The sequence below is a fragment of the Burkholderia sp. Cy-637 genome (assembly GCF_011753175.1).
GTDB classification, from domain to species: domain Bacteria; phylum Pseudomonadota; class Gammaproteobacteria; order Burkholderiales; family Burkholderiaceae; genus Burkholderia; species Burkholderia gladioli.
In genome coordinates this window covers 1-25382 of the sequence record NZ_VWWC01000056.1, presented here as the reverse complement: position 1 = coordinate 25382, position 25382 = coordinate 1, and the positions used below count along the sequence as shown (strand labels likewise).

Genomic DNA, 25382 nt, shown 5'->3' with positions numbered 1-25382 from the left:
GATCCCGCTCAGGCACGGAAAGCGCATATCGAGACGCACCTGCAGGAATGAGGGCTGGTTGGCATGGCGCCAGAGCCGCACGATTCTCGATGACAAGCGATGTTCACGTGCTTATCCTGTCTCACGGTCTCCGTGTCGACCAGACCGACATGCGCCACACGAGCGCAGCCAACCACAGACGAATCGGGGCCCACCATGAACAAGCGCGCAGCATTCAAGATTCCTCCCTGCATTCCCTTGCACACGCAGTTGCCGGTACTACGTGAACAGGTCGTCAAGCTCGCGAACTCGTCATTACAGGAATACGACATCTTCGTGCCCGGCCCGGGCACGGCGCCCGAGCTCGCAAAATTCGACAAGGCATACGAGCACATCAGAGTGCAGACGGAGCAGGCATTCCGTTACCACCGCGATCAGGACCGGGAACTCGTCTGCGCGCTGGCCCACACTCCGGTGCCCAATGCCTATGCCATCTCCTGCGGGACGTTCGACGCAGTGGTCGTGAGCACGGGCCTCATCGAGTCACTGCATGAGTACATATTGAATGCACAGAACGCCATCTTCAACATGATGCCGCACGAAGACCTGGCCACTGACAACTTCCGCGACGCGTTCAAGGCTGCTTTCAAAGGCCACGTGCAGGACGTCTTGACGGCACTGAACCGCATTCTCTACCAGACCGCCATGAATTATCTCCTGGGGCACGAATTCGGCCACCTCGCACGCGGGCATCTAATCAAGGGACTGTCGAGCAGCCGGTCCGCCGTCGAGGAGGAAAGCGTTCACGGCATCCGGCTGATGTCGTCCGATACAGCGGGCCGGACAGGCGGGAGCAAACTGGACCAGGCAATGGAAATCGATGCGGACGTACAAGGCTGCCGATGGGCAACACACCAACTCGCCACCATGCGCCCGGTTGATCCCGCCAACCAGTCCCATTTCCAGGAGGTATTTTCCTGGATCCAGTCGGACCTTGCCCGGCTCAACTTCATCTTCGCCTTCTGTGCCCAAATCGCCTATGTCGCGCTCGGCGCCAGATACATCACGACCGAACGTTTGCTATCCGATGCAACGCATCCGCCAACCGGACTGAGAGCGCTTGTGGCAACAGATACCCAGTTGCTTGCAGCGCTTTCTCATGATCCCGGGCAAAACGAAAAAATTCAGCATTACGTCCAGGAGGCACGTCGGATCGTGGCAGTCTCTGCACTCGCCACCGTACTGCTCAGTCGCGCGGATGATGACGCGCGAGCCGAGACCCAAGCCAAGGCCATCCTGAAATCGAGCACCCGGGCCACGGCTAAAAAAGCCATGAACGTCCTGGGCCTCGAAGCGCCGACCCCGCAACGACGTCGGGAGATGGACATCTACCTAGGCGAACTGTCTCTGATTATCGAGCGCGCCTTGCCCGCCTTGAAAAACACCGCTCGCTGGGAAATGAGCAGAACGGTGCCGTGGACTACGATCGGGATCAAGACCGCGCGGCAGGCGGCCCCCTCGGCACGATAGTCCGGGCAAGAACGACAAAACGGCCGGCACCGCTCACGCGATGCCGGCCGTTTCATCCAGCCAGTCGATCCGGGCCGCCCGCGGGCGGCCCGTCCACCATCAGAACTTGTGGCGAATCCCGACCACCGCCAGCTCCTGCGTGTCGGTGCCCGAGTTCACGCCGTAGCTGCCGATCGAGGCCTTGGCGTCCACCAGCGCGCCGCCCGAGCCCAGCGTCTTGCCGCTGGCCTTCTGGTAGCCGGCCAGCGCGTACAGGTCGGTGCGCTTGGACAGCGAGTACACCGCGCCGATGTTGACCTGGTTGTAGTGCGCCGAAGCCGGGCCCGTCAGCGAGGTGTAGCTGTAGCCGACGCCCGTGTTCAGGGCCGGCGTGAAGCGGTAGTTGAAGAAGCCCGAGCCGCTGTTGAACTTGGCCGTCGAGCGGAACGTCGACAGCGAGTCGCCCGCGTATTGCGTATTCGAGTAGGCCAGGCCGAAGGTGGCCGCGCCCAGCACGTACTGCGCACCGGCGCGCACGATCTGGATCGACTTGGCGCTGGCGAAGCCCGAGTTCACCACGGTGTTGAACAGCGTGTCCGAGGTGCTGGTCCAGGTGCGCGAGGTCGCGCCGGTGGCCACGGTGTTGCCGCCGTTCGCGGAGAAGAAGCCGGCGCCCAGCGACAACGGGCCGTTCGCGTAGGACGCGCCGAAGCTGTAGGTCTGGCCGTTGCCGGTCTGGCCGGCCACGCCGCCCAGCGCGTACAGCGCCTCGAACTGCAGGCCGGCGATCAGCGGGCTCGTGTACTTGACCGAGTTGCTGACGCGCAGGCTGTTGTCGTAGTTGTCGAGGTCGCCCGGCGTGGCGAAGGTGCCGCCGAACGGGCCGTCTTCGGTCAGGCCCTGCACCAGGTCGACGATCGGGTCGTATTGGCGGCCGAGCGTGACGGTACCCCAGGTCTTGCTCGACAGGCCGACGATCGACTTGCGGCCGAATTCGCGGCCGCCCTGGCCCAGCGCGCCGGTGCCGACGTTGAAGCCGTTCTCGAGCTGGAAGATCGCCGCGAGACCGCCGCCGAGATCCTCGGTGCCGCGCAGGCCCCAGCGGCTGCCCGACATGTTGCCGCTGTTGAATTTCACCAGGGTCGACTGGTTCGCGCCGTTGGCGCCCTGGGCGTTGTGCACGTAGGCGATACCGGCGTCCACGATGCCGTACAGCGTGACCGTGCTCTGGGCGTGAGCGACGCCCGTGGCAAGCGATGCGATGGCAGGTAGCGCGAGGAGAGAAATACGCTTCATCCGAGTTCTCTATCTGTTATTGATTGGAAGAGCCCGAACGTTATCGAAATCAATAAGCAGGCGAAACCAAGGAATTCTTTTAAGAATATGAAAACAACACTTCAGTTTCCGGCTTATTGACGCGTTGACACGAGCATCGCCGTTATGGAAGCAGTTGCAGACGCAAGCATCGTGATCGCGTCGTTTCGGCTGGCCGCGCGCCGCTTCCGATACGCGGCTTGACAGCCTCGCGCGAGCCTTCGTGCAGCCCGCTCACGCGCGCTTTTGCCGTCAGTTATTTCTGTCTTGACAGAAATAACTGACGGACCGTACATTACGCCGCATGGAACTGACACCGCTCTCCGAACGATTCATCCTCCACTGGGGCGAGATGGGCTCCCGCTGGGGCGTCAATCGCACCGTCGCACAGATACATGCCCTGCTCTACCTGCACGGCAAGCCGCTCGCCGCCGACGAGATCGCCGCCGCGCTGAACGTGGCGCGCTCCAACGTCAGCAACAGCCTGAAGGAGTTGCAGTCGTGGCGGCTGGCGCGCGTGGTGCACGTGATGGGCGACCGCCGCGACCATTTCGAGACCTCCACCGATATCTGGGAACTGTTCAAGCTGATCGTCGAAGGCCGGCGCCAGCGCGAACTCGACCCGACCCTGACGGTGCTGCGCGAGACGCTCGACAGCCCCGAGCTGGCCGGCGAGAGCCAGGAAACCGAGCAGCGGATCCGCGATACGCTGCAGTTCCTCGAGACGCTGACCACCTGGTCCGACGAAATGCTGCGCATGAAGCCGGAAACGCTGATGAAGACGCTCGGCATCGGCGCGAAGATCAGCCAGGTGGTGCGGCGCAAGCCGGCGAAGTGAATCCGCGCGGGTGGCGACACCCGCTTTTTTTGGCCCTTGAATTTCTGTTTCTACAGAAACAACAGTAAGGAGAAGCGACATGAACACCGTCATCGCCCTGGCCGCCCAGTTCCTCCTGCCGATGCCGATCGGTTATGCGATCGCCCTGTACTTGCGCGCGGTCACGCGCCGCCTGCTGGTGGACATGTGCGGCACCGAGGAGCGCGCCGATTTCTGGACCCGCATCGTGATGGTGATGCTGGTGCTCGGCCCGCTGACGCTGAGCCTCGCCTTCGGCCGCAATCCCGCGCAATGCTCGGCGAGCGAGCTGGTCTGCCTGGTCGGCGCGCTGCGCACGACGCTGGCCACCTCGCTGTTCGGCGCGATGCTGCCGTTGATGGCGATCGCGCTGCGGATCTCGCGGCAGATTCCGCGCGACGCGGATCCGTCCGCGCCGGGCCGTCTTGCCGCCACGCCGGCCGCCGCGGAACGCCCGGCCGCCTCGGCATGAAGATCCGGGCGGGGGCGCCATCGCCCTGCCCGGCACTCGCCGGCGCGATGCCAAGCAGCGGGAGCGACCCGGCCTTCATCGCGCTGCCGGCCGTGTACTTCCCGATGATCCTCGAGCCGGTCTGAACGCTTGCCGCGCACGATAGCGCCGATGCGCGGCGACCTCTACTCCCCCGCCAGCCGGCGCAGCGCGCGGCCGTTCGACGAGGCGACGGATGCATCGCCGCGCCGGATCCGCACCGCCTCGGCCTGCGTCGACACGCAAGGCGCCGAACCCGGCAGCGGCCGCCCCGCGCTCTCGCGCGCGGCCAGCACCGAGATCGCGCCGATCGCCGCCGCGCCGATCAGGTAATAGGCCGGCATCATCAGGTTGCCGCTGCGCTCGACCAGCCAGGCGGTGACCAGCGGCGTGGTGCCGCCGAACAGCGAGACCGAGACGTTGAAGCCGATCGCCAGCGCGCTATAGCGGACCCGGGTCGGGAACAAGGCCGGCAGCGCGGACGGCATCACGCCGCAGAAGCAGGACAGCAGCACGCCGAGCAGCATCATGCCGGCGAAGATCGATCCGCCCCGGCCGGTCTGCAACAGCAGCAGCGCGGGGATCGCGAACACCATCAGGCCGATGCAGCCGGCCAGCATCACCGGGCGCCGCCCGACGCGATCGGACAGCCAGCCGGCGGCGAGCGTGAGCGGCATCATCAGCACCATCACCAGCAGCACGATCACCAGGCCGCGCGTCTCGTCGAGATGCAGCGTGGCCGACAGGTAGTTCGGCAGGTAGGCCAGCGCCATGTAGTCGGTCACGTTGAAGATCAGCACCAGCCCGACGCAGACCAGCAGCGCGCGCCATTGCCCGGCCAGCAGCGCGGCGATCGACTGGCGCGGCCGCGCGCGCTCGAGCCGCTCGCGATGCTCGGCCTCCTTGCGGAAGGCCGGCGTCTCCTCCAGCCGGGTGCGGATGTAGAGGCCGATCAGCCCGAGCGGGCCGGCCACGAAGAAGGGCACGCGCCAGCCCCAGTCGAGCATCTGCGCGGGGCTCAGCAGCGAGGTCAGGGCCGTGACGGTGCCCGCGCCGAGCAGGTAGCCGGCCAGCGTGCCGAACTCGAGGAAGCTGCCCATGAAGCCGCGATGGCGGTCGGCCGCGAACTCGGCGATGAAGGTGGCCGCGCCGCCGTATTCGCCGCCCGTCGAGAAGCCCTGCACCAGCCGCGCCACCAGCAGCAGCACCGGCGCGAGGATGCCGATCGAGGCATAGGAGGGAATCAGGCCGATCGCGAAGGTGCCGCAGGCCATCATGATCATGGTGGCGGCCAGCACGCGCTGGCGGCCCAGCCGGTCGCCCAGCGGGCCGAACACCATGCCGCCGATCGGCCGCACCAGGAAGGCGGCCGCGAAGGTGCCGAAGGTGGCCAGCAATTGCGCCGAGCCGCTGGTCGAGGGAAAGAACACATGGCCCAGCGTCACCGCGATATAGCTGTAGACGCCGAAGTCGAACCACTCCATCGCGTTGCCGAGCGCCATCGCGCCCACCGCGCGGCGCAGCAGCGCGCGATCGACCACGGTCACCTCGTCGCCGGCGAAGGCGGCCTCGCGCGGCGGCGCGGCGCGTTTCGCGGCGCCGCCGGATCGGGAACGCGGCGCGCTGCCCGGCGCGGCCGGGTGCCGGGCTGGGGTCTTGCCTGAAGCTCTGCGGGTCGAGTGGCTCAAAGGCACGCTCCTGGATGAGTGGCGATGGGCAGCCGCGACGCGGCATGCTGTCTCGTCGTGCGAGCGCGCCGGCCCCGCCGCGATAAAGTCCGTGGACTTCAGCGCGCGCGGCCCTCGCGGTCGCCATCGCCTGTTATCGGGTACGGCGTCGTGATCGGTCCGAGTGTGCGCGACATCGCCTGCGTCATCCTGCCCTGATGCGTCCGCCAGCCGACCGGAAACGACAGTGTTCATGCCCTTGTCGGCCCCGCCGTCGGACGCCGCCGGGGCGCCGTGTCGAACCGGTCCGATCCGTGTCGGGAATAGGCAAGCGCCCGTCGAATTTCCTTGATCGCGGCCCCGCTTTTATCGCAATGATTCGGGGGTGACGCCGCCGTGAAAAACGGCCGCGAGCGCGGCCCGCGACGCCCGGCAAGTGCCTGCCGGAACGCGGCGGCCACCGCCCTCGCGCCGCTCTCCGGCATCGCGGCTGACCGGCGCGAGCCGGCCGCCGGGCAGGCGTCGTCATGTACGGCCCAACCTCTGGCATCGGCCCGCGCCGATGTTGCTCCCATGTCCGCATCCACGCCGCGCCATTTCGGTTTCCTGACCCTGCCCTCGTTCTCGATGATCGCCTTCTCGAGCGCGATCGAGGCCCTGCGCATGGCCAACTACGTCGATCGCAGCGAGCATTACCGCTGGACCGTCTACTCGGTCGACGGCGAGGCGGTGGCCGCCAGCAACGGCATGGTCGCGCGGCCCACCCACCGGCTCGATCTCGACGCGCCGCTGCCCGACCTGATGATCGTCTGCGGCGGCACCCAGGTGCGCGAGGCGGTGGACGCGCCGGTGATCCACGCGCTGCGCGAGCTGGCGCGGCGCGGCATGCCGCTCGGCGGGATCTGCACCGGCGCCTACGCGCTGATGGCCGCCGGCCTGCTGGACGGCTATCGCGGCACCGTGCACTGGGAGAACCTCTCGGCCCTGCATGCCGAATTCCCGGCGGTGTCGATCGTCGATGAGCTGTTCGTGATCGACCGCGACCGCGTGACCTGCACCGGCGGCACCGCGCCGCTCGACCTGATGATCGGCATCGTCGCCGCCGAGCGCGGCCAGGAGCTCGCCACCCGCGTGTCCGAGCAGTTCGTGCTGCAGCGCATCCGCGGCGCCAGCGATCCGCAGCCGATCCCGGTCGACGCGCGGGTCGGCTTCTCGCGCGGCGAGCTGGTGGAGGCGGTGCGGCTGATGGAGGCCAATATCGAGGAGCCGCTGCCGCTGGCCGACCTGGCGCGGCTGATCGCGCTGTCCGAGCGGCAGATGCAGCGCATGTTCAAGCACTACCTGAGCACCTCGCCCACTCACTACTACCTGTCGGTGCGCCTCAAGCACGCGCGCGAGATCCTGCGCAACAGCGACGTGTCGATCGCGCAGGTCACCTCGCTGTCGGGCTTTCGCTCGGCCTGCCATTTCAGCAAGGCCTATCGCGCCCAGTTCGGCCATGCGCCGAGCCAGGAGCGGCGCGCGCCGAAGACGGGCACCGCGAAACGCGCGCGGCAAGCCGCCGGCACGCGCGCCGACGAGGGCGGCGAACTCGAGGAGGCGGCCGTCGCCGGCATGCCGCACGCCTGAAGCTCGCCTGAAGTTCACCCGAGCCGGCATCTCCCTACATCGATCACAGTTCCCGGAAAATCGCATCGCGGCGCAGCAACTGTGCTGCTTTTCCGGCGCGTCACCTGTGGCCGCCAGGGCGAGCCCGGCGCTTCTATCCTGCCTGTCGATGCCGTGCCGCACCGCTCGCGGTGCACGGCCAGCCGACCCAGGAGACGACCATGCCGACCGCCGAGAGCGACGCGCTTGCCGCGTCGAGTGCGCTGCCCGCCGACGAACACCGCTGGCGCGAGATGCCGGCGACGCCCCGCGGCGGCGGCGATGGCTCGCCCGCCACACCCGGCGATCCGGCCGGCGCCCGCGCCGGCATCGTGATCGGCCACTGGCTGGACCGGCGCATCGGCTGGCGCGAGCTGGTCGCGCCGGTCTCGCCGCGCCACTACACCATCAGCCTGCTGCTCGGGCCGGCCACCATCGACTGCTACAAGGACGGCCGCCTGCTCGAACGCGGCACGGGCGGCCCTGGCGGGCTGCAACTGACCGCGCCGGGCGAGCACGTGCAATGCCGCTTCCGCGGCGCGAACGAGGCGCTGCACATGTTCGTGCCGGCCGCGCTGGTGGATGCCGAATACGATGCGCTGGACGGCTCGGGCGCGACGCCGCGCCTGGAGGATCCGGGCTTTCGCGTCGACCCGGTGCTGATGCCGCTGGCGCGCCGGCTGGCCGCCTGCGCGCGGGAGGACGTCCGCCAGCGCGACGGCGTGGTGGCCGGCATCCTCCATCACGTGCTGACGCGCTACGCGCACGAGCCGCGCCGCTCGCGCCAGGGGCTGGCCGCGCCGAAGCTGCGCCGCGTGATCGACTATGTCGACGCGAACTTCGCCGAGCCGATCACCCTGCACGACATCGCGCGGCACGCCGGCCTGAGCCGCATGCATTTCGCCGCGCAGTTCCGGCTCGCCACCGGGCTCACGCCGCACGCTTACCTGATGCGGCGCCGGGTCGAGCAAGCCAAGACGCTGCTGCGCCGGGGGCTGCCGATCGTCGAGGTGGCGCTGGCCAGCGGCTTTGCGGGACAGGCGCATTTCAGCACCGTGTTTCGCGAGGCAACGGGGCTCACGCCGCGGCGCTGGCGTCTGCAATCGGCCGATTGAGATCGGCCTGGCGAGCGCCGCGAGCATCGCGCCGCCCGGCGCGCCCGGCAGACATCACCGGCCCGGAAAACAAACAGCCCGCCGCGCGTCACGCGCGGCGGGCTGGGTTCTTCAGCGATCGATGTTCGACGTTCGACCAGCGACGCTCAATCCAGCTTGTACGACCCCGCGCCGGTGCCGGCCAGGCCGCCGCCGTCGACGATCAGGTATTCGCTGCGGATCGGCTTGCTCGCGAAGAAGTCCTGCAGGATCTCCAGCGTGCCGGCCGCGTAGCGATGCTGCGCCGACAAGGAGCTGCCCGAGATATGCGGCGTCATCCCCTCGTTCGGCATGCGGCGCCACGGATGATCGACCGGCGCCGGCTGCGGATACCAGACATCGCCGGCATAACCCGCCAGCTTGCCCGACTGCAGCGCGCGCACCACGGCGTCGCGATCGCAGAGCTTGCCGCGCGCGGTGTTGATCAGGTAGGCGCCGCGCTTGACCAACTCGAACATGCGATCGTCGAACATGTGCTCGGTCGAGGGATAGAGCGGGCTCTGCAGGTTGATCACGTCGCAGACCTTCACCAGCGACTGCGGCGTCTCGTGATAGGTCAGGCCCAGTTCGCGCTCGGTCTCGGCCGGCAGGCGATGCGGATCGTAGTAGTGCAGCCCGACGTCGAAGGGCTTGAGGCGCCGCAGCACGGCCAGGCCGATGCGGCCCGCCGCGATGGTGCCGAACTGCATGCCCTCGAGATCGTAGCTGCGGCTCACGCAGTCGGCGATGTTCCAGCCGCCGTTGGCCGCGTACTGGTGCGAGGGCAGGTAGTTGCGCACCAGCGAGAGCGTCATCATCACCACGTGCTCGGCCACGCTGATGCTGTTCGAGAAGGTCACCTCGGCCACCGTCACGCCGTGCCCGGCGGCAGCCTTCAGGTCGACGTGGTCCGAGCCGATGCCGGCCGTCACCGCGAGCTTGAGCTTGCTGGCCCGCGCGATGCGCTCGGGCGTCAGGTAGGCCGGCCAGAACGGCTGCGAGATGACGATATCGGCATCGGGCAGGTGGCGGTCGAAGGTGGAATCGGCGCCGTCCTTGTCGCTGGTCACGATCAGCTCGTGGCCCTGGCTCTCCAGCCAGGCGCGCAGGCCCAGTTCGCCCGACACGCAGCCGAGCAGCTCGCCCGGGCGGAAACCGAGCTCGCCGCTCGGCGAGGGCACCGTCTGACCGTTCGGGTAGCGCTCGATCCTCGGGATGTCGTCGCGTGCGTATTTCGGCGGGTAGCCGGTGACGGGATCGGGATAAAGCACGCAAAGTACCTTGGCCATCAGAATCTCTCCTGGTTGTGGATCCGTTGCAGTCGTCATCTGCAAGGTGCAACCAGTCTGCCAAGATCGATGCCGCGAAAATTCCGGATTCGCACGGCGGGGATTACGGCGCGCCGACCGCCGGGCATTCGCCGAACGATCGTGGAGAGATCGCCGGGAAACGGCTGTCGAACGCGCCGCGCGAGGCGGGCACGGCGCGTCATGCGCGATGCCCGCCCCGCCGCCCGGCTTCAGGCCAGCATGCCGCCCGAAGCCTCGATGCGCTGCGCGTTGACCCAGCGGTTGTCGTCCGCCAGCAGCGAGGCGATCAAGGGGCCGATGTCGCCCGGCTGGCCGACGCGGCCCAGCGCGGTGAATTCGGCGATGCGGCGATTCAGCTCCGGATTGTCGCGCACCATGCCGCCGCTGAAGTCGGTGGCGATCGCGCCGGGCGCGACGGTATTGACCGCGATGCCGCGCGCGCCGAGTTCACGCGCGAGATAACGCGTCAGCACCTCCACCGCGCCCTTCATCGAGGCATAGGCGCTGCTGCCGGGGAACGAGAAGCGCGTCAGGCCCGAAGACACGTTGACGATGCGCCCGCCGTCGTTGATCAGCGGCAGCAGCTTCTGGGTCAGGAAGAACACGCCCTTGAAATGCACCTGGTAGAGCGCATCGAGATCGGCCTCGGTCACCTCCGCGAACGGCGCGTGATGCGAGGTGCCGGCATTGTTGACGAGATAGTCGAAGCGGCTCGCGCCGAGCTGCGCGAGCGCCTCGCCGAGCTTGCCGACGAAGGCATCGAAGCCGGCGGTGTTGCCGGTATCGAGCTGCAGCGCGATCGCCCGGCGGCCTTCGGCGGCCACCTGCGCGACCACCTGCTCGGCCTCGGCCGAATTGGAATGCCAGGTGAAGATCGAATCGACGCCGCGGCGCGCGAGATTGACGACGGTATCGCGGCCGAGGCCGCGGCTGCCGCCGGTGACGATGGCGATCTTGCCGATCTGGCTGGCGACGGGGGAAGTTTGCGTGGACATGGAACACCTCGTTCAGGGAACACGGAACGCATCGTACGGCCGCGCCCCCCACGCGGTGAATGACGGATCTCGACAATTTCTTGCCTGATCCTGCCCGGCCGCGCACGACGCCGCCGGCTTGCCGTTATGCTGGCAGCCGATGCCATCCCCTGGCTCCCGAGGATCCGACATGACCCTGAATGCCCTGCTCGACGCGGTCCGGCACCATATCGACGACCAGCCCCCCGCTAACGTCTATCGCACGGCGAACACCGGCCTGCTGATCACGCGCGCCACCCAGGATCGCCCGCAGAGCCGCCTGCTGATGCGCCCGGCGCTGTGCATCTCGCTGCAGGGCGCCAAGCAGACCACCTTCGGCGCGCGCGACTACCTCTATCGCGCCGGCGAGGCGCTGGTGGTCAGCATGACGATGCCGGCGATCGGCCGGATCGTGCAGGGCACCGAGGAAAAGCCGGCGATCGCGCTGATCGTCGAGCTCGACATGGCGGAGATGAGCGCGGTGCTGGAGAGCTTCGAGGCGCCGCCGGCCGCGCGCGAGAGCGCCGGGCCCGGCGTGTTCGTCGAGCGGCTGCGCCCCGAGATGATCGACTGCATGCTGCGCGCGATGCGCCTGCTCGACACGCCGCACGCGATCGGCGTGCTCTATCCCGGCATCATGCGCGAGCTCTGCTACTGGCTGCTGGCCGGGCCGAACGGCGGCGAGATCGTCGGCATGCTGCTCGGCAACGGCCATGCCGAGCGCGTGGTGCGCGCGATCCACGCGCTGCGCGATCGCTACAACGTGCCGATCCGCATCGAGGAACTGGCGCAACTCGCGCGCATGAGCCCGTCGGCCTTCCATCGGCAGTTCAAGGCGCTGACCTCGATGACGCCGCTGCAATTCCAGAAGCAGTTGCGCTTGCTGGAGGCGCGGCGGCTGATCGCGCATGAAGTGGTCAAGGTCGAGGAAGCGGCGTTCAAGGTGGGGTATGAAAGCGCCTCGCAGTTCAGCCGCGAGTATTCGCGCATGTTCGGCATCTCGCCCAAGCGCGACGCGGGCGCGCTGCTCGCGGCGCTGCGCGAGGGGCGGGTGCTGGAGACCAGCGAGGCTTAGGGGCGGCGCCGTTGCTTTCCAGGGCACCACGCCTTAGCATCCGTGCTCGTTCGTGGCCGGCAGTCCGGCCTTTCCGCGAGGCTGTCCGATGTTGAATCTCTACAAGATCGCGCTGGGTCCGATGTTGCTGGCGCAGGCCCGCTGGTACTGTCAGGTTGTTGAGTCGATGGCTTGTATAGTAGGGCATGAAGAAATGCATCGTTACCGTTCAGCCCCAATTCGAATCGCCGATTTCATTCAAGGGCCACCGCTTTCCGCCGGGGTGATCGGCTACGCGGTGTGGCTGTACTACCGATTTCCGTTGAGCCTGCGCATGGTCGAGGAAATGCGGGCTGCCCGCGGTATCGAGCTCACCTACGAAACCGTGCGGTGCTGGGCCACGAAGTTCGGCCTGGCGATCGCGAAGCGAATCCGCTCAACGGCCCCAGCCCGTGGCGACAAATGGCACCTTGACGAGATGGTGGTGACGATCCGCGGCGTGAAGCACTGGCTCTGGCGTGCCGTGGATCAGAACGGTACGGTGCTCGATGTCCTGGTTCAGCGTCGGCGCGACGCAGCAGTTGCCAAGCGGCTGATGCGCAAGCTGCTCAAGTGCCACGGCCACCCGCGCGTGATGGTGACGGACAAACTGCGCAGCTATGCTGCGGCGAACACCGCGCTGGGTCTGCGCGTCGAGCACCGGCAGCACAAGGGGCCGAACAACCGGGCGGAGAATTCGCACCAGCCGACTCGGGTGCGAGAAAAGGTGATGCGGCGGTTCAAATCAGCACGCCAGTTGCAGCGATTTGCCTCGGTCCACGCCCAAGTTTCGAACTTGTTCATGGGCTGCTGTTACCACCGCGATGTGCAACAGAAACGAGCGGCCCGAGCCCAGGCGATGACGGCCTGGGAAAGGGTTTCATGCGCCCGCTTGGCGGCGTAAGCCATTCGAGGCTGCGTCCCGCCGCCTTCGTTCGTCCGCTCACCGAACAACCTGACAATACCTGACTGCCTGCTGCGCTTGCGAGAACAGTGAGGGATCCATGCCGGTCGATAGTCCGATTATCGCTCGCGTCAATATGGTCCAGTTTAAATTGGCGTTTTCCGAGAGCTTCTGCTTATATACACGAGTCAAATCGTCAACGATGCCGCCGGTCTTATTCTGCAGGTTCGCGTAATCGATGGGGACTTCGTTAAAACTGGTGCCGATTTTTGATTTAAGAACGTTTCTGGCTGCAACCATGTCATCTAATGCATTGAGTATTCCATTGCTGAAAAATATCAGATATGGGGACTGGCATTTGTTCGCATCATCTGCTTTTGTCTCGCCGGCAAAGGAAGAGGGCTGCCAGAGAGGCAATTATTCGCATGGATTTCCTTTTGGCTCGTACATTACGCGACCTGCTTGGAGGTCGACCGCTTTCCAATAAGCCCTGAATCGTGCCTCGGTGTCAATGCTCATGGCGGTAATGATTTTAATTTCATCCACGCGATTTGTGCCAATGAGCTGCATAATGCAAGTTACTCTTTTATTTATGTCGTCGGCTGCTTGAGTGGCCGCTTCTCGTGTCGAGCCATATTCTATAAGATTTTGTTGGGCGGCTGCGTAATTGATAAATGCCGATCTTATTTTTTCGTCTTTATATTTTCCATCAATGTATTCCAAGATATCATCTCGCACATGGTATTTGTTGGTTACCTCCCCGCGCAAGCTTTCACTCGGTTGACCGTTTCCGCCCTCTTCATTTGATATTCCGGAACGTGACTCTGACAACGCGAAGCTATTGGCGCTGCCAGTTGGTGTCATTTGTGCACCATTCGATCGATTGGTTTGTGCCGTCGTCACGCTACTTTTCTCGCCGGATGCATCGGTGCCACGAATTAGTCCGACGGTAACGGCAACAACGGTTAAGCACACAACCGTCCCCCAAATCCATCTGGTCCGCTTCATGATTCCCCCGTTGTTAGATCATCAAACTTACTAGCTTTCTTGAAAGCTTCAAGAACTTTCTGATCTGTAATATTTATTAGTTTCGGAGGCTAATGTTTTGTGATACCTAAAATTCCGCCTCGCGTTACAAATTTCGACATTAGTCTCTTCGACGTTTCACCGAGCGTCGTCGCTCACGACGAGTGGGTCGACATAGATCTCGATCGGCTGGCGGAGACCCCGTCCGCGATAACGACCGCTCCTTGAGCTTGACGCCGCCCGCGACGATCATTGCGGCCCGCTGCTGGCCAGCGCAATAGCCTTTGGCGGAGCTGCCGCAGGGCTGTGGTGGACGGTGCCCGGAGCGCCCCTCCTCGCTGGGGCTCAGCGCGGGTGGCACTGATCAGCGTGTCATTCCTCTGGCCAGCGGCTCCTGGACTTCGCGCGGTATTGTCAGGTTGTTCGGTGAGCGGACGAACGAAGGCGGCGGGACGTCAGGCGCGCAAGACATCATGCCTCGATGGCCTCGATGCCGGCCCGCGGCACGGCATTCGGAATCGGCGTCTCAAAGCTCGCGCACGTCCGCGATCGGCGTGCTGCCGAACTGCTCGCCGAGCGCGTAGTCGAGCAGCTTGCGCGCCGCGTCCTCGGGCGTGCTCAGCGCGCCGCTGGCCTTCAGTTGCGTGAAGCGTTCGAGCTGCGGGAAACGTTCCGCCTCGGTGGCGCGGATGCTCGCCTGCATGTCGGTATCGACCACGCCCGGCGCCACGCTGGCGATGCGCAGCGGCCCGTTCGCGTCGAGCGCGACCGCGCGCGCATGATGGTCGAGCGCGGCCTTGGTCGCGCAATAGACGCTCCAGCCCGCGTAGGCGTTGCGCGCCGCGCCGCTGGACACATGCAGGATACGGCGTTCGAGCGAGCCGCTGCCGAGCTTGGCCACCGCGGCCGCGAACATCAGCGGCGCCGTCACGTTCAGCGCCACCGCCTGCGCGATCGACTCGGGCGACTGCGTGGCCAGCGGCCCGATCGGCTCGACCATGCCCGCGTTGTTGATCAGCAGCACGCTGCGCGCGCCCTCGGCGAAGCGTTCGAGCGCGCCGCCGGCCAGCCAGGCGGCGATCGCCGCGGGGTCCGACAGGTCGAGCGCGAGTTCGGCGAGGCGATCGGCGCCGAACCGCGTGGCCAGCGAGGGATGCGCGCGGCGCGAGATGCCGAGCACGGCCACCTCGCGTTGCAGCAGTTGCGCGGCGAGCGCGGCGCCCAGGCCGCGCGTGTGGCCCGTGACGATGGCGCGGATCGGCTGCGAGAAGGAGACGGTCATGATCGAGATCCCGGTTGGCGTCGTGATGGAAAGCGCGCCGCGCGCATCGCTGCGCGGCGGCGCGAGCAGGCCGCTATCGTAACGAGCCGGGCAGGCGGGAGCAACGATGCCCGGCGCGGCTCAGGCCAGCGCCGCCGCGTTGTCGGCATGCAGCGCCACGGCCGCCGCCTCGATCTCGCGCAGTTGCGCCGGATCCTCGATGCGCGACAGGAATTCGCCGATCGGCCCGAGCGAGGCGATGCCGGCCGCCTCGACGGCCGCGTGCAGCACGCGGATCGGCGAATAGGCGTCGCGCGCGTCCTCGAGCGCGAGGAAGCGCTCGCGCAGCGCGGCGGCGCGCGCGTCGTCGCCGTCCAGCAGCGCCAGGCGAATCGCGTTCGACAGCGCCGGCGCCACGCAGCAGGAACCCGAGGTGAAGGCGCGCAGCCCGAAGCCGCGGAAATGATCGATCACGGGCCGCTCGCCGATCCCGCTGATGATGCGCTCCGCGCCCAGGCGCTCGACCAGCGCGGCCAGCACCGCATCGCGGCGCGGGTCCTCGCGCACGATCGCGTACTTGACGGCGCATACGGCGCCGTCCTTCACCAGCGCGGCGAGATCGTCCTCGGCGAGATAGCCCTCGTCCTTCACATAGGCGATCAACGGCCGGCCGTAACGCTCGGCGAGCTTGCGCAGGCCGGTGGCGACGCCGGCCGGCGTGGACGGGAAGCGCAGTGGCAGCACCATCGCGGTCGGGAAACCGCGCTCGGCCAGCAGGGCGAGCTGTTCGCGCGCCTTGCCGAAATCGGGGCCGACCGAGGGAATCAGCCATTCGCCGGCCTTCAACTGCGCGGCCAGCGCATCGACCACGGTGCCGAGCTCGGCCACCCCGAGGTTGTAGAAATTCGCGTTGCCGCCATACATGTAGGTGCTGATGCCGCCGCGTTTCAGGTGCGCCAGCAGTGCGCCGTTGGCGGCCGCGTCCTGGCTGCCGTCGGCGCGGCGCGCGAGCGGCGGCACCGCGATCACGGAGCCGCGCAGGTCCTCGACGCTCACGGGGGTGGTTTTCATCGATCGGTCTCAACATGTAAAATTGATTTACAACTTTAGCGGACCAAACGGCTGGCTGGCAACATGACCGAGGGTAATCACCGAGCCCGCGCCGGCCACGCCCGAATCGCGCCCGGCGGCCGCCAATCCAGGCAGCCAAAGGCTTGTGCGGCGCCACTACCGGCATCGCCGACGCCGTCCACTCATTGCCAGTGGTTCCGCGATTGGTAAAATCGTCACCCGACTTGTTAGCCTCCCAAGACTCGATGGATTCGATGGACGACCTCGCGAGCGCCGGCGCGCTCGAGCGCACCCGGCTGTCCGACACCGTGTACGCGGCCCTGCTCGACGGCATCGTCGGCGGCAACTACGCGGTGGGCGACCGCCTGCCGCCGGAGAACCGCCTGGCGCAGCATTTCTCGGTATCACGCCCGGTGGTGCGCGAGGCGCTGCGGCGGCTGCAGAGCGACGGCATCATCGTCTCGCGCCAGGGTTCGGGCACCTATGTGCAGCGCAGCCCGGCTCGACAGGTCACGGCGCTGGCCACCAGCCGCAAGCTGCGCGACGTGCTGCAGGGCTTCGAGGTACGGCTCTCGCTGGAGGAGCTGGCCGCCCGGCTGGCCGCGCGCCATCGCAAGGAACGCGACCTGCTGGAGATGGAGCGCGCCAGCGAGGCCCTGCGCCTGGCCTTCGCCAGCCCGGTGTCGCGCGAGGCCGAGATGGAGGCCGACTTCGCCTTCCATCGCGCGATCGTGGTGGCGAGCGGCAACCAGTTGCTGCTCGACCTGCTCGACAGCGTGGCCGAGCGGCTCAAGGCCGGCATGCACATGACGCTGTCGCTGACCAGCGAGGCTTCGGAACAGCGCCGCGCGCGCGTGCTCGACGAGCATGACCGCGTGCTCAAGGCGATCCGCGTGGGCGACCCCGACAGCGCGGCGATCGCGATGCGCTACCACGTCGACCAGGCGCGCAACCGGCTGCTCGACCGCCAGTTGGATCGCTGAACGCGGCGGCCTCGCACGCGCGGCGAGCGCCGCTGGATCGCCGCCTTCCGCCCGCGCCCTGCCCCCTCGACGCGAACCCGTATCAAGTTGTCACTTTGTTTGACATGTCCGGCGAGCGAATGCTACCTTGCCGCGATCCAGTAGCCGGTGCCTTGCCCCAGCCGGGCGGCCGGCCTCGCAGCGTTCGCCGTCACCCCGCCGTCGCCCCCTCGTCCATCGAAGCGACCCGCTCCGCGGCCCCGGCTCCCCGCCCGGGCCCGCGCCCCGTGTCCGGCCACGACTCGCACGCAATCCGCATCACGGCGCCGGCGCGGCGCGAAGCCAGATCCGTTCCGCGCGGCACCGCCACCGATCCACCTTGCCGCATCGCAGGAGACAGACGGAATGGACCACGAAATCACCGGAAACATGTTGCTGGGCGCCGCTTCGGTGCGCGGCACGCAGGGCACGCTGCGCGCCTTCGCGCCGGCCAGCGGCCAGGAGCTCGAGCCGGAGTTCGGCGCGGGCGGCGCGGAGGATGTCGATCGCGCCTGCCGGCTCGCCGCCGAGGCCTTCGACCCTTATCGCCAGGCCGCGCTCGACACGCGCGCCGCATTGCTGGAAGGAATCGCCACGCGTATCGAGGCGCTGGGCGCGACGCTGATCGAGCGCCTGCACCAGGAAACCGCGTTGCCCGTGGCGCGCCTGGAAGGCGAACGCGCGCGCACCTGCGGCCAGTTGCGCCTGTTCGCGAAGCTGGTGCGCGACGGCCGCTGGAACGACGCCACGCTCGACTCGGCGCAGCCCGAGCGCAAGCCGCTGCCGCGCTCGGACCTGCGCGCGCGCAAGATCCCGATTGGCCCGGTGGCCGTGTTCGGCGCCAGCAACTTCCCGCTGGCCTTCTCGGTGGCGGGCGGCGACACCGCCTCGGCGCTGGCCGCCGGCTGCCCGGTGGTGGTCAAGGCGCACGAGGCGCACCTGGGCGGCTCGGAACTGGTGGGCCGCGCGATCCAGCAGACGGTGGCCGAGCTGGGCCTGCCCGAAGGCACCTTCTCGCTGGTGATCGGCAAGGGCAACACGGTGGGCGAGGCGCTGGTCGCGCATCCGGCCATCAAGTCGGTGGGCTTCACCGGCTCGCGGCGCGGCGGCCTCGCGCTGTCGGCGATCGCCGCGGCGCGCGCCGAGCCGATCCCCGTGCATGCCGAGATGAGCAGCATCAACCCGGTGGTCCTGATGCCGGCCGCGTTGAAGGCGCGCGCCACGCAGATCGCGCAGGGCTTCGTCGATTCGCTGACGCTCGGCGCCGGCCAGTTCTGCACCAATCCCGGCCTGGTGCTGGCGATCTCGGGCCCCGACCTCGATACCTTCGTGGCCGACGCGGCCGCCGCGCTCGCCACGCGCCAGGCACAGGCCATGCTGTCGGCCGGCATCGCCGCCACCTATCGGCGCCAGATCGGCGAGCGCGCCGAGCAGACCGGCGTCGCCCAGGTGGCCGACGGCATCGCCTCGGACAATGCCTGCAGCGCGCTGCCGGTGCTGTTCCGCACCACCGCGGCGGAATTCGTGGTCAACCACGGGCTGGCCGACGAAATCTTCGGGCCGGCCTCGATCGTGGTGTCGTGCCGCGACGAGGCGGAACTGCTGCGCGTGCTGGAGGGCGTCGAGGGCCAGTTGACGGCCACCCTGCAGCTCGATGCGGCCGACTACCCGGCCGCGCGGCGCCTGCTGCCGGTGCTGGAGCGCAAGGTGGGCCGCATCCTCGCCAACGGCTACCCGACCGGCGTCGAGGTCTGTCATGCGATGGTGCATGGCGGCCCGTTCCCGGCCACCTCGGATTCGCGCACCACCTCGGTGGGCACCATGGCGATCGACCGCTTCCTGCGCCCGGTCTGCTACCAGGACCTGCCCGCCGAGCTGCTGCCCGAGGCGCTGCGGGACGACAATCCGCTCGATCTCTGGCGCCTGCGCGACGGCGAATTCGTCAAGGGCTGAGTCAGCCGCCGATCCGGATCGCAGCAGCATGCCGGCCAAGCGCTTCACGCGCGCCGGCCGGCACAAACGAAAAGGGCCGACGCATCGCGCGTCGGCCCTTGTTGCTTCTCGGCCCGCAGACGGCCCGGAAACGGGCCGGAAACGGGCCGCTCGATCAGCTTGCCAGGTCCGGCGGCAGCTTGCCGCCGTTGGCCGCCAGCGCCTGCATCAGCTGTTTGTGCAGCCAGATGTTCATGCTGGCCGAATCGTTGGTGTCGCCGTCGTACTTCAGCTCCTGCGCGAGCTGCTTGCGATGCTCGAGGCTGCTGTCGACGCCGAGCGCCTTCATGGTGTCGACGATCGACACGCGCCAGTTCAGCGTCTGGCCGCTCTCGCTGACCAGCTGGTCCATCACGGCGGCCACGTCGACGTCCGACAGCGGCGGCGTGGCCGGCGCGGCAGCCTGGGCCGCGGCCGGATCCGGTTGCGGCGTTTCGGCGGGCGGTGCCTGGTCCGGCTTGGCCTTGCCGAACAGCTTGTTCACGATATCGCCAAAGATGCTCATGGTCGGCACTCCATTCGGTTGGTGAAATTCGGTTCGTGACAAAGGAATGCACGCGCACGGCTTGCGATGCGCATGCCGGCGCCATGTTACCCGGATTGCCCCGGCGCGATTGTCAAAAGTGGTAAGCGCGACAAGCTCCGGATCGCGCACTCAGAAGTGGATCCGGCAGGATTCGGGCGCCACGGTGAACCATGAAATCGTTGCCACGGCCACGTAGACGAGCACCAGGCCGATGAAGCTCGGATAGGGGCGGAAACGGATCGGCACCTGGCGGCGCGCCAGCGCCACCACGCCCACCCACAGCGCCAGGCCGGCCAGCGTGAGGAGCCAGTTGCCGAGCGCCTGGCCGCCGCCGATGATCGTGAACAGCAAGGTCCAGCCGAGCGCCAGCCCCAGGTCGCGACACTGGGCCGTGAAGAAGCCGAAACCGCCCGCCATCAGCAAGGCGATGGCGAGCAGCAGCAACCAGGCGCTCTGGAACAGCAGATGGGCGGACCGGCGCGGCGCGGGCGCGGCGGCAACGACGCCGGGCTCGGCAGGCGTGGCAGGCGTGGATTCAGGTTCGGTCGGCGTATTCATCGGCTCCCGGATCGGCGGTGGGCAACAGGCGCATCATAGCGCCGCGCGCGCGTGGCCGTGACCGGGGCCGATGACGACGCCGCTCGAACGTTCAGGCGCTCATTGCGACTGCGTGCACGGCGCCGGCGCCGAGGCATTGAGCGGCGCGGCGCTGGCCTGCTTCACCGCCTGCGCCGCGATCTGCTGCAGGCGCGCGGCGAGCGTGGCCGGCACGCCGAGCTGCTGGGCCGCCGTCTCGTTGCCGCCGAAACGCGTCACGTCGGTGCCGGTCACTTGCGCGAACAGCACCAGGCCGGCCAGGTAGGCGCCGTCGACGTCGGGATGCAGGTAATCGGGCGAGCTGATCTGCGGATCGTTGACGGCATTGATGCCGTACCAGAGCAGCGGCAGGCTCGACGAGGCAAAGGGGTTGGGATTGGCCACGCCCTGGTTCCAGGCAAGCCGCCAGGCTTCGCCCACCGGCGCGACGCCGGCGATCGCGCCGTCCGTCGAGGCGGCGTTGTAATAGGCATCGTGGTTGGCATCGCTGAGCGCGCCGAGCGCCGATTGGTACTGCGTGGCGAAGCCTGCCGCGCCGGTGTTGCCGGCCAGCGCCTGCGCGAGGTCCGCGCGCGCCCAGGGTTCGTAGAGATAGACGTTCGCATGCGGCGCCGCGCCGTGGACCGCGCGCTCGATGGTCTGCACGCTCGCGCAGAAATCCTTCGGATTACTGACGCTGCTGCCGGTCAGCGCGGTCGGCAGCGGCTTGGTGCTCAACTCCTGCAGCACCACCGCGTTCCAGCCCGGCTGCGCGATCACGCCCGAGGCCGCCGCGAAATTCTTCGACAGGCTGGTCTGCGAGATCGCCTCGATATGCACGTCGTAGCGCAGCCCGGCCTCCGCCGCGAGCTGCGCGAAGATGGCGGGAATTCCGCCCCAGGGGCCCGGCTCGAGCTCGGCGCGCGCGCCGGTCTGGCCGTAGTTCTCGTCGACCACCAGGGTGGAGGCGCTGGTCGAGCCGGCCGCGCCGCCCGAATGATAGGGGCGCACCGGCGTGTAGCGGCCGTGCGTGAGGCTGTCGCCGACGAACAGGATGTGCTGCACGCCGGCACTCGCCGCCGACGACGACGCGCTCGAGGAAGACGAAGAGGACGAGGCCGTGGAAGACTGGTTCACGGCCGGCGCCGAGCCGCCGCCGTCGCCGCCCCCGCATCCCGCCAACGCGAACACGGCACCGCATGCGCCAGCCAGGGCGGCTGCGCGCGGGAAAATACGCTTGTCGATCACCACTGCTCCTCCGATCGGGCGATCGGCCGATTGCGCGTCGCCCTGTTGTCTCGACGATTCCGCGCCTTGCCGAACCGCCACGATACGAAGGCGCGCATCGCAGGCGATGCCGCGCCGATCCTCGCCGAGCGGCTCGCCCCGATCGTTGCGCGCGCACCGACGAAGCGGTCGATGCACGTGCCGAACGCGGCTGCCGTCGGTCATCTGGCGCAGCCTACGGACGTGGGTTCGCAGCGTCCAATATGATTTGGCGCGCCTGTCCATATCGGCGCGATATGCGAAACGCGGCACGCGGCGCGGGCCGCGCCGCTGCTCGCGACAAGCTTTCAGTTCGATTCGCGGCGCCGGCTGCGGCCGCGCGCCGGCAGGGTTTCCCCGAGCGAGCGCCGAGGCGACGACGACGATGGGCAGCGAGCGGTGGCAGCCCGGCGGCTCAGCGCGAGCCCAGCTCGGCGAGCAGCCAGTCGCGAAACGCGACCAGCACCGGATGCTGGCCGACCCGCGGCGGATAGACCAGGAAGTAGGCACGCGAACTCGGCACCGGATCGAAGGGGCTGACCAGGCGGCCGTCGCGCAGCTCCTCGTCCACCAGCATGCGCGGCACCAGGGCGATGCCGATCCCGGCCACCACGGCCTGGATCAGGTGCGAGGTCAGCTCGAAGCTGGGGCCGGGCCGCGGCGCGTCGTGAGGCAGCCCGTGGGCCTCGCACCAGACACGCCAGGCGTCGGGGAAGCTGCGCACGCGCAGCAGGCTCATGCCGGCCAGCGCCCGCGCATCGGGCGCGGGGCGGCGCCGGCCGGGGCCGCCGCGTCGCTTCCAGGCGGCCGGCAGCACCGAGGGATGGCCGACCAGCACCAGTTCCTCGTCATAGAGCCGATGCGCCACCACCTCGGACCAGCGCCCGTCGCCGACCGCGATCGCCGCGTCGATCTCCATCGCCGAGAAATCGACGGCGTCGATGCGCGAATGCAGGTCGAGCTGCAAGGCGGGATGCGCGAGATAGAAGCGATGCAGGCGCGGCATCAGCCACTTGGCGCCGAAGGTCGGCAGCGTGGCCAGCCGCAATTGCGTGGCGGGCGCCTGGGAGGCCAGCACGCGCAGCGTGGCGTCGCGGATGCGCACAAGCGCGCCGCCGATCTCGGCCATGTAGGCGCGCCCGGCATCGCTGGGCCTGATGCGCTTGCCCTCGCGCACGAACAGTTCGACCTCCAGCATCGCCTCCAGCGCCTGCACCTGCCGGCTCACCGCGCTTTGCGTCAGCGACAGTTCCTCGGCCGCGCGCGTGAAGCTTTCATGCCGCGCCGAGGCCTCGAAGGCCAGCAGCAGCGACATCGAGGGCGTCAGTTTCCGATAATTCATTCATAAACCTCATGATCAAGCCGAGAAAGATACGTTTGCGGGCGGCGCCGGTCGATCCGACAATCCACCGGTGGCGGTCCGCCCGGAATCGTGAAGGACGCGCCGAATCCAGTCCGAAACCCTTTTCCCCGTCCGCCACGATGACCATTGCCCGGCTCCCCGTCGACGAATCCCTGCCTTCGGCCATCGATCGATTCTTGCATGAATTGCGGACCGCCGGCTTCGAGGGCGAGATCGACCGCCGCCATGCCACACGCACGGTGCTGGCCACCGACAACTCGATCTACCAGCGCCAGCCCGCCGCCGCGCTGTTCCCGCGCCACGCCGCCGACGTGGCGCGCCTGGCGGCCCTGCTCGGCGAGGCACGCTTTCGCGGGGTTCATGTGGCGCCGCGCGGCGGCGGCACGGGCACCAACGGGCAGTCGCTGACCGACGGCATCGTGGTCGACCTGTCGCGGCACATGAACCGGATCCTCGCGATCGATCCGGTGGCGCGCACCGCGCGCGTCGAGGCCGGCGTGGTCAAGGACCAGCTCAATGCCGAGCTGCAGCGCCACGGCCTGTTCTTCGCGCCCGAGCTGTCGACCTCGAACCGCGCCACCATCGGCGGCATGGTCAGCACCGACGCCAGCGGCCAGGGCAGCTGCACCTACGGCAAGACGCGCGACCACGTGCTCGCGCTGGAGACCGTATTGATCGGCGGCGAGCGGCTCGCCAGCGCCCCCGTCGACGAGGCCGCGCTCGCGAGCCTGTGCGCGCGCGGCGACGGCATCGGCCGCGTGCATCGCGTGGCCAGCGGGATTCACCGGCGCGAGGCGCAACGGATCCGCGAGCAGTTCCCGGTGCTGAACCGCTGCCTGACCGGCTACGACCTCGCGCACCTGCGCGACGAGCAGGGGCGCTTCGATCTCAACAGCGTGCTGTGCGGCTCGGAAGGCACGCTCGGTTTCGTGGTGGAGGCCACGCTGAACGTGCTGCCGATCCCCAAACACGGCATGCTGGTCAATATCCGCTATCGCGGCTTCATGGATGCGCTGCGCGATGCGCGCGCCCTGCTCGCGCATCGCCCGCTGTCGATCGAGACCGTCGATTCGACCGTGCTGCGGCTGGCGCGCGAGGACATCGTCTGGCAGGGCGTGGCCGAGTTCTTCCCCGACGATGCCGCGGTCGAGGGCGGCGCGCAGGGCATCAACCTGGTCGAGTTCAGCGGCGACGACGCGGACCAGGTTCGCGCGCGCGTCGCCGCCTTCGTGGCGCGGCTGGAGCAGGAAGCGAGCCCCGCGCGCCTGGGCCTGACGATCGCCGACGGCGATGCCGCCGTGAAGCGCGTCTACGCGATGCGCAAGCGCGCGGTGGGCCTGCTCGGCAACGTGCAGGGCGAGGCGCGACCGCAGCCCTTCGTCGAGGACACGGCCGTGCCGCCCGAGCACCTGGCCGACTACATCGCCGAGTTCCGCGCCCTGCTCGATGCCCGCGGCCTGCGCTACGGCATGTTCGGCCATGTCGATGCGGGCGTGCTGCACGTGCGGCCGGCGCTGGACCTGCGCGACCCGGCGCAGGCCGCGCTGATCCGGCCGATCTCGGACGCGGTGGCCGCGCTGACGCGCCGCTACGGCGGGCTGCTGTGGGGCGAGCACGGCAAGGGCCTGCGCTCCGAATACGTGCCCGACTATTTCGGCCCGCTCTACCCGGCCCTGCAGGAACTGAAGGCGGCCTTCGATCCGCACAACCAGCTGAACCCCGGCAAAATCGCGACCCCGGCCGCCGACGGCGCGCAACTGCTGCGCATCGACGCCGTGCCGCTGCGTGGCGAGCTCGACCGGCGCATCGACGAACGCGTCTGGCAGGCCAATGCCGACGCGCTCCACTGCAACGGCAACGGCGCCTGCTACAACTTCGATCCCGACGACGCGATGTGCCCGTCCTGGAAGGCTACGCGCGAGCGGATCCACTCGCCCAAGGGGCGTGCCTCGCTGATGCGTGAATGGCTGCGCCTGCAAGGCGAGGCCGGCACCGACCTCACCGCCGAGCCGGTGGCGGCGCCCTTGCCGGCGCGCGCGCTGAACAGCCTGCGCAAGCGGCGCGGCGAGGCCGATTTCTCGCACCAGGTGCACGAGGCGATGGCCGGCTGCCTGGCCTGCAAGTCCTGCGCGGGGCAATGCCCGGTCAAGGTCGGCGTGCCCGAATTCCGTTCGCGCTTCCTGGCCCACTATCACACACGCTACCTGCGTCCGCTGCGCGACCACCTGATCGGCTCGCTGGAGTTCACGCTGCCGCGCCTGGCCGCCGTGCCGGGCGCGCGCCGCGTCTACAACGCGCTGCTGGACACGGCGCCGGTGGCCGCGCTGATCGAGCGCGCGGCCGGCGTGGTGGACGCGCCGCGCCTGAGCCGCGCCTCGTGGCGCG

General features: G+C 68.2%; 22 protein-coding genes and 1 pseudogene. 11 read left to right on the top strand and 12 right to left on the bottom strand.

Annotated elements, in window-relative coordinates:
• The first annotated feature begins 195 nt into the window (after window positions 1–195).
• Window positions 196–1509, top strand: a complete 1314-nt coding sequence (locus F3J10_RS16770; protein ID WP_167233595.1) for a M48 family metalloprotease — start codon at window positions 196–198, stop codon at window positions 1507–1509.
• Between the two features lie 99 nt (window positions 1510–1608).
• On the opposite strand, the gene F3J10_RS16765 is transcribed toward F3J10_RS16770, so the two are convergent.
• On the bottom strand, window positions 1609–2784 hold the full coding sequence (locus F3J10_RS16765; protein WP_025097592.1) for a porin: 1176 nt from the start codon (window positions 2782–2784) through the stop codon (window positions 1609–1611).
• Window positions 2785–3106: 322 nt separating this feature from the next.
• Here F3J10_RS16765 and F3J10_RS16760 point away from each other — a divergent pair, with 322 nt between their 5' ends.
• Together F3J10_RS16760 and F3J10_RS16755 are read left to right on the top strand one after the other, a co-directional pair.
• On the top strand, window positions 3107–3640 hold the full coding sequence (locus F3J10_RS16760; RefSeq protein WP_013691133.1) for a MarR family transcriptional regulator: 534 nt from the start codon (window positions 3107–3109) through the stop codon (window positions 3638–3640).
• 79 nt (window positions 3641–3719) lie between these two features.
• Window positions 3720–4130 carry a hypothetical protein gene (locus tag F3J10_RS16755; RefSeq protein WP_025097593.1) on the top strand — a complete coding sequence of 137 codons (411 nt, stop codon included), beginning with the start codon at window positions 3720–3722 and terminating at the stop codon, window positions 4128–4130.
• A 164-nt stretch (window positions 4131–4294) separates the two neighbouring features.
• Here F3J10_RS16755 and proP read toward each other — a convergent pair whose 3' ends face one another.
• Window positions 4295–5836 carry a glycine betaine/L-proline transporter ProP gene (gene proP / locus F3J10_RS16750; RefSeq protein ID WP_167242523.1) on the bottom strand — a complete coding sequence of 514 codons (1542 nt, stop codon included), beginning with the start codon at window positions 5834–5836 and terminating at the stop codon, window positions 4295–4297.
• Window positions 5837–6388: 552 nt separating this feature from the next.
• On the opposite strand from proP, the gene F3J10_RS16745 reads away from it, so the two are divergent.
• On the top strand, window positions 6389–7444 hold the full coding sequence (locus tag F3J10_RS16745; RefSeq protein ID WP_025097594.1) for a GlxA family transcriptional regulator: 1056 nt from the start codon (window positions 6389–6391) through the stop codon (window positions 7442–7444).
• Window positions 7445–7644: 200 nt separating this feature from the next.
• Window positions 7645–8577, top strand: coding sequence for an AraC family transcriptional regulator (locus F3J10_RS16740; RefSeq protein ID WP_167242522.1), 933 nt, complete (start codon window positions 7645–7647; stop codon window positions 8575–8577).
• Between the two features lie 146 nt (window positions 8578–8723).
• Here the strand turns inward: F3J10_RS16740 and F3J10_RS16735 are convergent, their stop codons facing one another.
• Both F3J10_RS16735 and F3J10_RS16730 read right to left on the bottom strand, forming a co-directional pair.
• Entirely contained in the window at window positions 8724–9884 is a 1161-nt protein-coding gene (locus tag F3J10_RS16735) for an NAD-dependent formate dehydrogenase (RefSeq protein ID WP_025097599.1), read from the bottom strand.
• A 230-nt stretch (window positions 9885–10114) separates the two neighbouring features.
• Window positions 10115–10900: an SDR family oxidoreductase gene (locus tag F3J10_RS16730; protein WP_025097600.1), complete on the bottom strand. Its 786-nt coding sequence runs from the start codon at window positions 10898–10900 to the stop codon at window positions 10115–10117.
• A 169-nt stretch (window positions 10901–11069) separates the two neighbouring features.
• On the opposite strand from F3J10_RS16730, the gene F3J10_RS16725 reads away from it, so the two are divergent.
• Together F3J10_RS16725 and F3J10_RS16720 are read left to right on the top strand one after the other, a co-directional pair.
• Window positions 11070–11993, top strand: a complete 924-nt coding sequence (locus tag F3J10_RS16725; protein ID WP_167242521.1) for an AraC family transcriptional regulator — start codon at window positions 11070–11072, stop codon at window positions 11991–11993.
• A gap of 185 nt (window positions 11994–12178) precedes the next feature.
• A pseudogene (locus F3J10_RS16720) lies at window positions 12179–12915 on the top strand (IS6 family transposase).
• Between the two features lie 39 nt (window positions 12916–12954).
• On the opposite strand, the gene F3J10_RS16715 reads toward F3J10_RS16720, so the two are convergent.
• The 4 genes from F3J10_RS16715 to F3J10_RS16700 all read right to left on the bottom strand — a co-directional run bounded on the left by F3J10_RS16715 (window position 12955) and on the right by F3J10_RS16700 (window position 16273).
• Complete coding sequence (locus F3J10_RS16715; protein WP_167242520.1) at window positions 12955–13332, bottom strand: hypothetical protein; 378 nt, start codon at window positions 13330–13332, stop codon at window positions 12955–12957.
• A complete protein-coding gene (locus tag F3J10_RS16710) occupies window positions 13333–13923 on the bottom strand; it encodes a hypothetical protein (protein WP_167242519.1) in 591 nt (196 codons plus the stop codon). It abuts the gene before it with no gap.
• 544 nt (window positions 13924–14467) lie between these two features.
• The gene (locus F3J10_RS16705; protein ID WP_167242518.1) at window positions 14468–15223 is read right to left on the bottom strand and encodes an SDR family oxidoreductase; all 756 of its coding nucleotides are present in this window, start codon (window positions 15221–15223) and stop codon (window positions 14468–14470) included.
• Window positions 15224–15343: 120 nt separating this feature from the next.
• Window positions 15344–16273 (bottom strand): dihydrodipicolinate synthase family protein, encoded by a 930-nt coding sequence (locus F3J10_RS16700; RefSeq protein ID WP_025097603.1) that lies wholly within the window; start codon window positions 16271–16273, stop codon window positions 15344–15346.
• A gap of 254 nt (window positions 16274–16527) precedes the next feature.
• Here F3J10_RS16700 and F3J10_RS16695 point away from each other — a divergent pair, with 254 nt between their 5' ends.
• Together F3J10_RS16695 and F3J10_RS16690 are read left to right on the top strand one after the other, a co-directional pair.
• The gene (locus F3J10_RS16695) at window positions 16528–17256 is read left to right on the top strand and encodes a FadR/GntR family transcriptional regulator (protein ID WP_017920234.1); all 729 of its coding nucleotides are present in this window, start codon (window positions 16528–16530) and stop codon (window positions 17254–17256) included.
• A gap of 384 nt (window positions 17257–17640) precedes the next feature.
• Window positions 17641–19227, top strand: a complete 1587-nt coding sequence (locus F3J10_RS16690) for an aldehyde dehydrogenase (NADP(+)) (RefSeq protein WP_017920233.1) — start codon at window positions 17641–17643, stop codon at window positions 19225–19227.
• A gap of 154 nt (window positions 19228–19381) precedes the next feature.
• On the opposite strand, the gene F3J10_RS16685 is transcribed toward F3J10_RS16690, so the two are convergent.
• The 3 genes from F3J10_RS16685 to F3J10_RS16675 all read right to left on the bottom strand — a co-directional run bounded on the left by F3J10_RS16685 (window position 19382) and on the right by F3J10_RS16675 (window position 21505).
• Window positions 19382–19771 (bottom strand): DUF3597 domain-containing protein, encoded by a 390-nt coding sequence (locus F3J10_RS16685; protein WP_017920232.1) that lies wholly within the window; start codon window positions 19769–19771, stop codon window positions 19382–19384.
• 150 nt (window positions 19772–19921) lie between these two features.
• Entirely contained in the window at window positions 19922–20350 is a 429-nt protein-coding gene (locus F3J10_RS16680; RefSeq protein ID WP_167242517.1) for a hypothetical protein, read from the bottom strand.
• 99 nt (window positions 20351–20449) lie between these two features.
• Window positions 20450–21505, bottom strand: coding sequence for a hypothetical protein (locus tag F3J10_RS16675; RefSeq protein ID WP_152554322.1), 1056 nt, complete (start codon window positions 21503–21505; stop codon window positions 20450–20452).
• Window positions 21506–21646: 141 nt separating this feature from the next.
• Between F3J10_RS16675 and F3J10_RS16670 the strand changes: the two genes are divergently transcribed.
• Window positions 21647–21862 carry a hypothetical protein gene (locus tag F3J10_RS16670; RefSeq protein ID WP_167242516.1) on the top strand — a complete coding sequence of 72 codons (216 nt, stop codon included), beginning with the start codon at window positions 21647–21649 and terminating at the stop codon, window positions 21860–21862.
• Window positions 21863–22049: 187 nt separating this feature from the next.
• Here the strand turns inward: F3J10_RS16670 and F3J10_RS16665 are convergent, their stop codons facing one another.
• Window positions 22050–22976: a LysR substrate-binding domain-containing protein gene (locus F3J10_RS16665; RefSeq protein WP_167242515.1), complete on the bottom strand. Its 927-nt coding sequence runs from the start codon at window positions 22974–22976 to the stop codon at window positions 22050–22052.
• Between the two features lie 140 nt (window positions 22977–23116).
• Here F3J10_RS16665 and F3J10_RS16660 point away from each other — a divergent pair.
• The coding region (locus F3J10_RS16660) for an FAD-binding and (Fe-S)-binding domain-containing protein (RefSeq protein ID WP_167242514.1) at window positions 23117–25382 on the top strand (2266 nt) is incomplete at its 3' end.

Coding starts and splice junctions, on each gene's coding strand:
- F3J10_RS16700 (WP_025097603.1), bottom strand. CDS start 16,273: ATGAAAACCACCCCCGTGAGCGTCGAGGACCTGCGCGGCTCCGTGATC.
- F3J10_RS16685 (WP_017920232.1), bottom strand. CDS start 19,771: ATGAGCATCTTTGGCGATATCGTGAACAAGCTGTTCGGCAAGGCCAAG.
- F3J10_RS16745 (WP_025097594.1), top strand. CDS start 6,389: ATGTCCGCATCCACGCCGCGCCATTTCGGTTTCCTGACCCTGCCCTCG.
- F3J10_RS16710 (WP_167242519.1), bottom strand. CDS start 13,923: ATGAAGCGGACCAGATGGATTTGGGGGACGGTTGTGTGCTTAACCGTT.
- F3J10_RS16760 (WP_013691133.1), top strand. CDS start 3,107: ATGGAACTGACACCGCTCTCCGAACGATTCATCCTCCACTGGGGCGAG.
- F3J10_RS16765 (WP_025097592.1), bottom strand. CDS start 2,784: ATGAAGCGTATTTCTCTCCTCGCGCTACCTGCCATCGCATCGCTTGCC.
- F3J10_RS16725 (WP_167242521.1), top strand. CDS start 11,070: ATGACCCTGAATGCCCTGCTCGACGCGGTCCGGCACCATATCGACGAC.
- F3J10_RS16735 (WP_025097599.1), bottom strand. CDS start 9,884: ATGGCCAAGGTACTTTGCGTGCTTTATCCCGATCCCGTCACCGGCTAC.
- F3J10_RS16740 (WP_167242522.1), top strand. CDS start 7,645: ATGCCGACCGCCGAGAGCGACGCGCTTGCCGCGTCGAGTGCGCTGCCC.
- F3J10_RS16690 (WP_017920233.1), top strand. CDS start 17,641: ATGGACCACGAAATCACCGGAAACATGTTGCTGGGCGCCGCTTCGGTG.
- F3J10_RS16695 (WP_017920234.1), top strand. CDS start 16,528: ATGGACGACCTCGCGAGCGCCGGCGCGCTCGAGCGCACCCGGCTGTCC.
- F3J10_RS16770 (WP_167233595.1), top strand. CDS start 196: ATGAACAAGCGCGCAGCATTCAAGATTCCTCCCTGCATTCCCTTGCAC.
- F3J10_RS16730 (WP_025097600.1), bottom strand. CDS start 10,900: ATGTCCACGCAAACTTCCCCCGTCGCCAGCCAGATCGGCAAGATCGCC.
- F3J10_RS16705 (WP_167242518.1), bottom strand. CDS start 15,223: ATGACCGTCTCCTTCTCGCAGCCGATCCGCGCCATCGTCACGGGCCAC.
- F3J10_RS16680 (WP_167242517.1), bottom strand. CDS start 20,350: ATGAATACGCCGACCGAACCTGAATCCACGCCTGCCACGCCTGCCGAG.
- F3J10_RS16755 (WP_025097593.1), top strand. CDS start 3,720: ATGAACACCGTCATCGCCCTGGCCGCCCAGTTCCTCCTGCCGATGCCG.
- F3J10_RS16665 (WP_167242515.1), bottom strand. CDS start 22,976: ATGAATTATCGGAAACTGACGCCCTCGATGTCGCTGCTGCTGGCCTTC.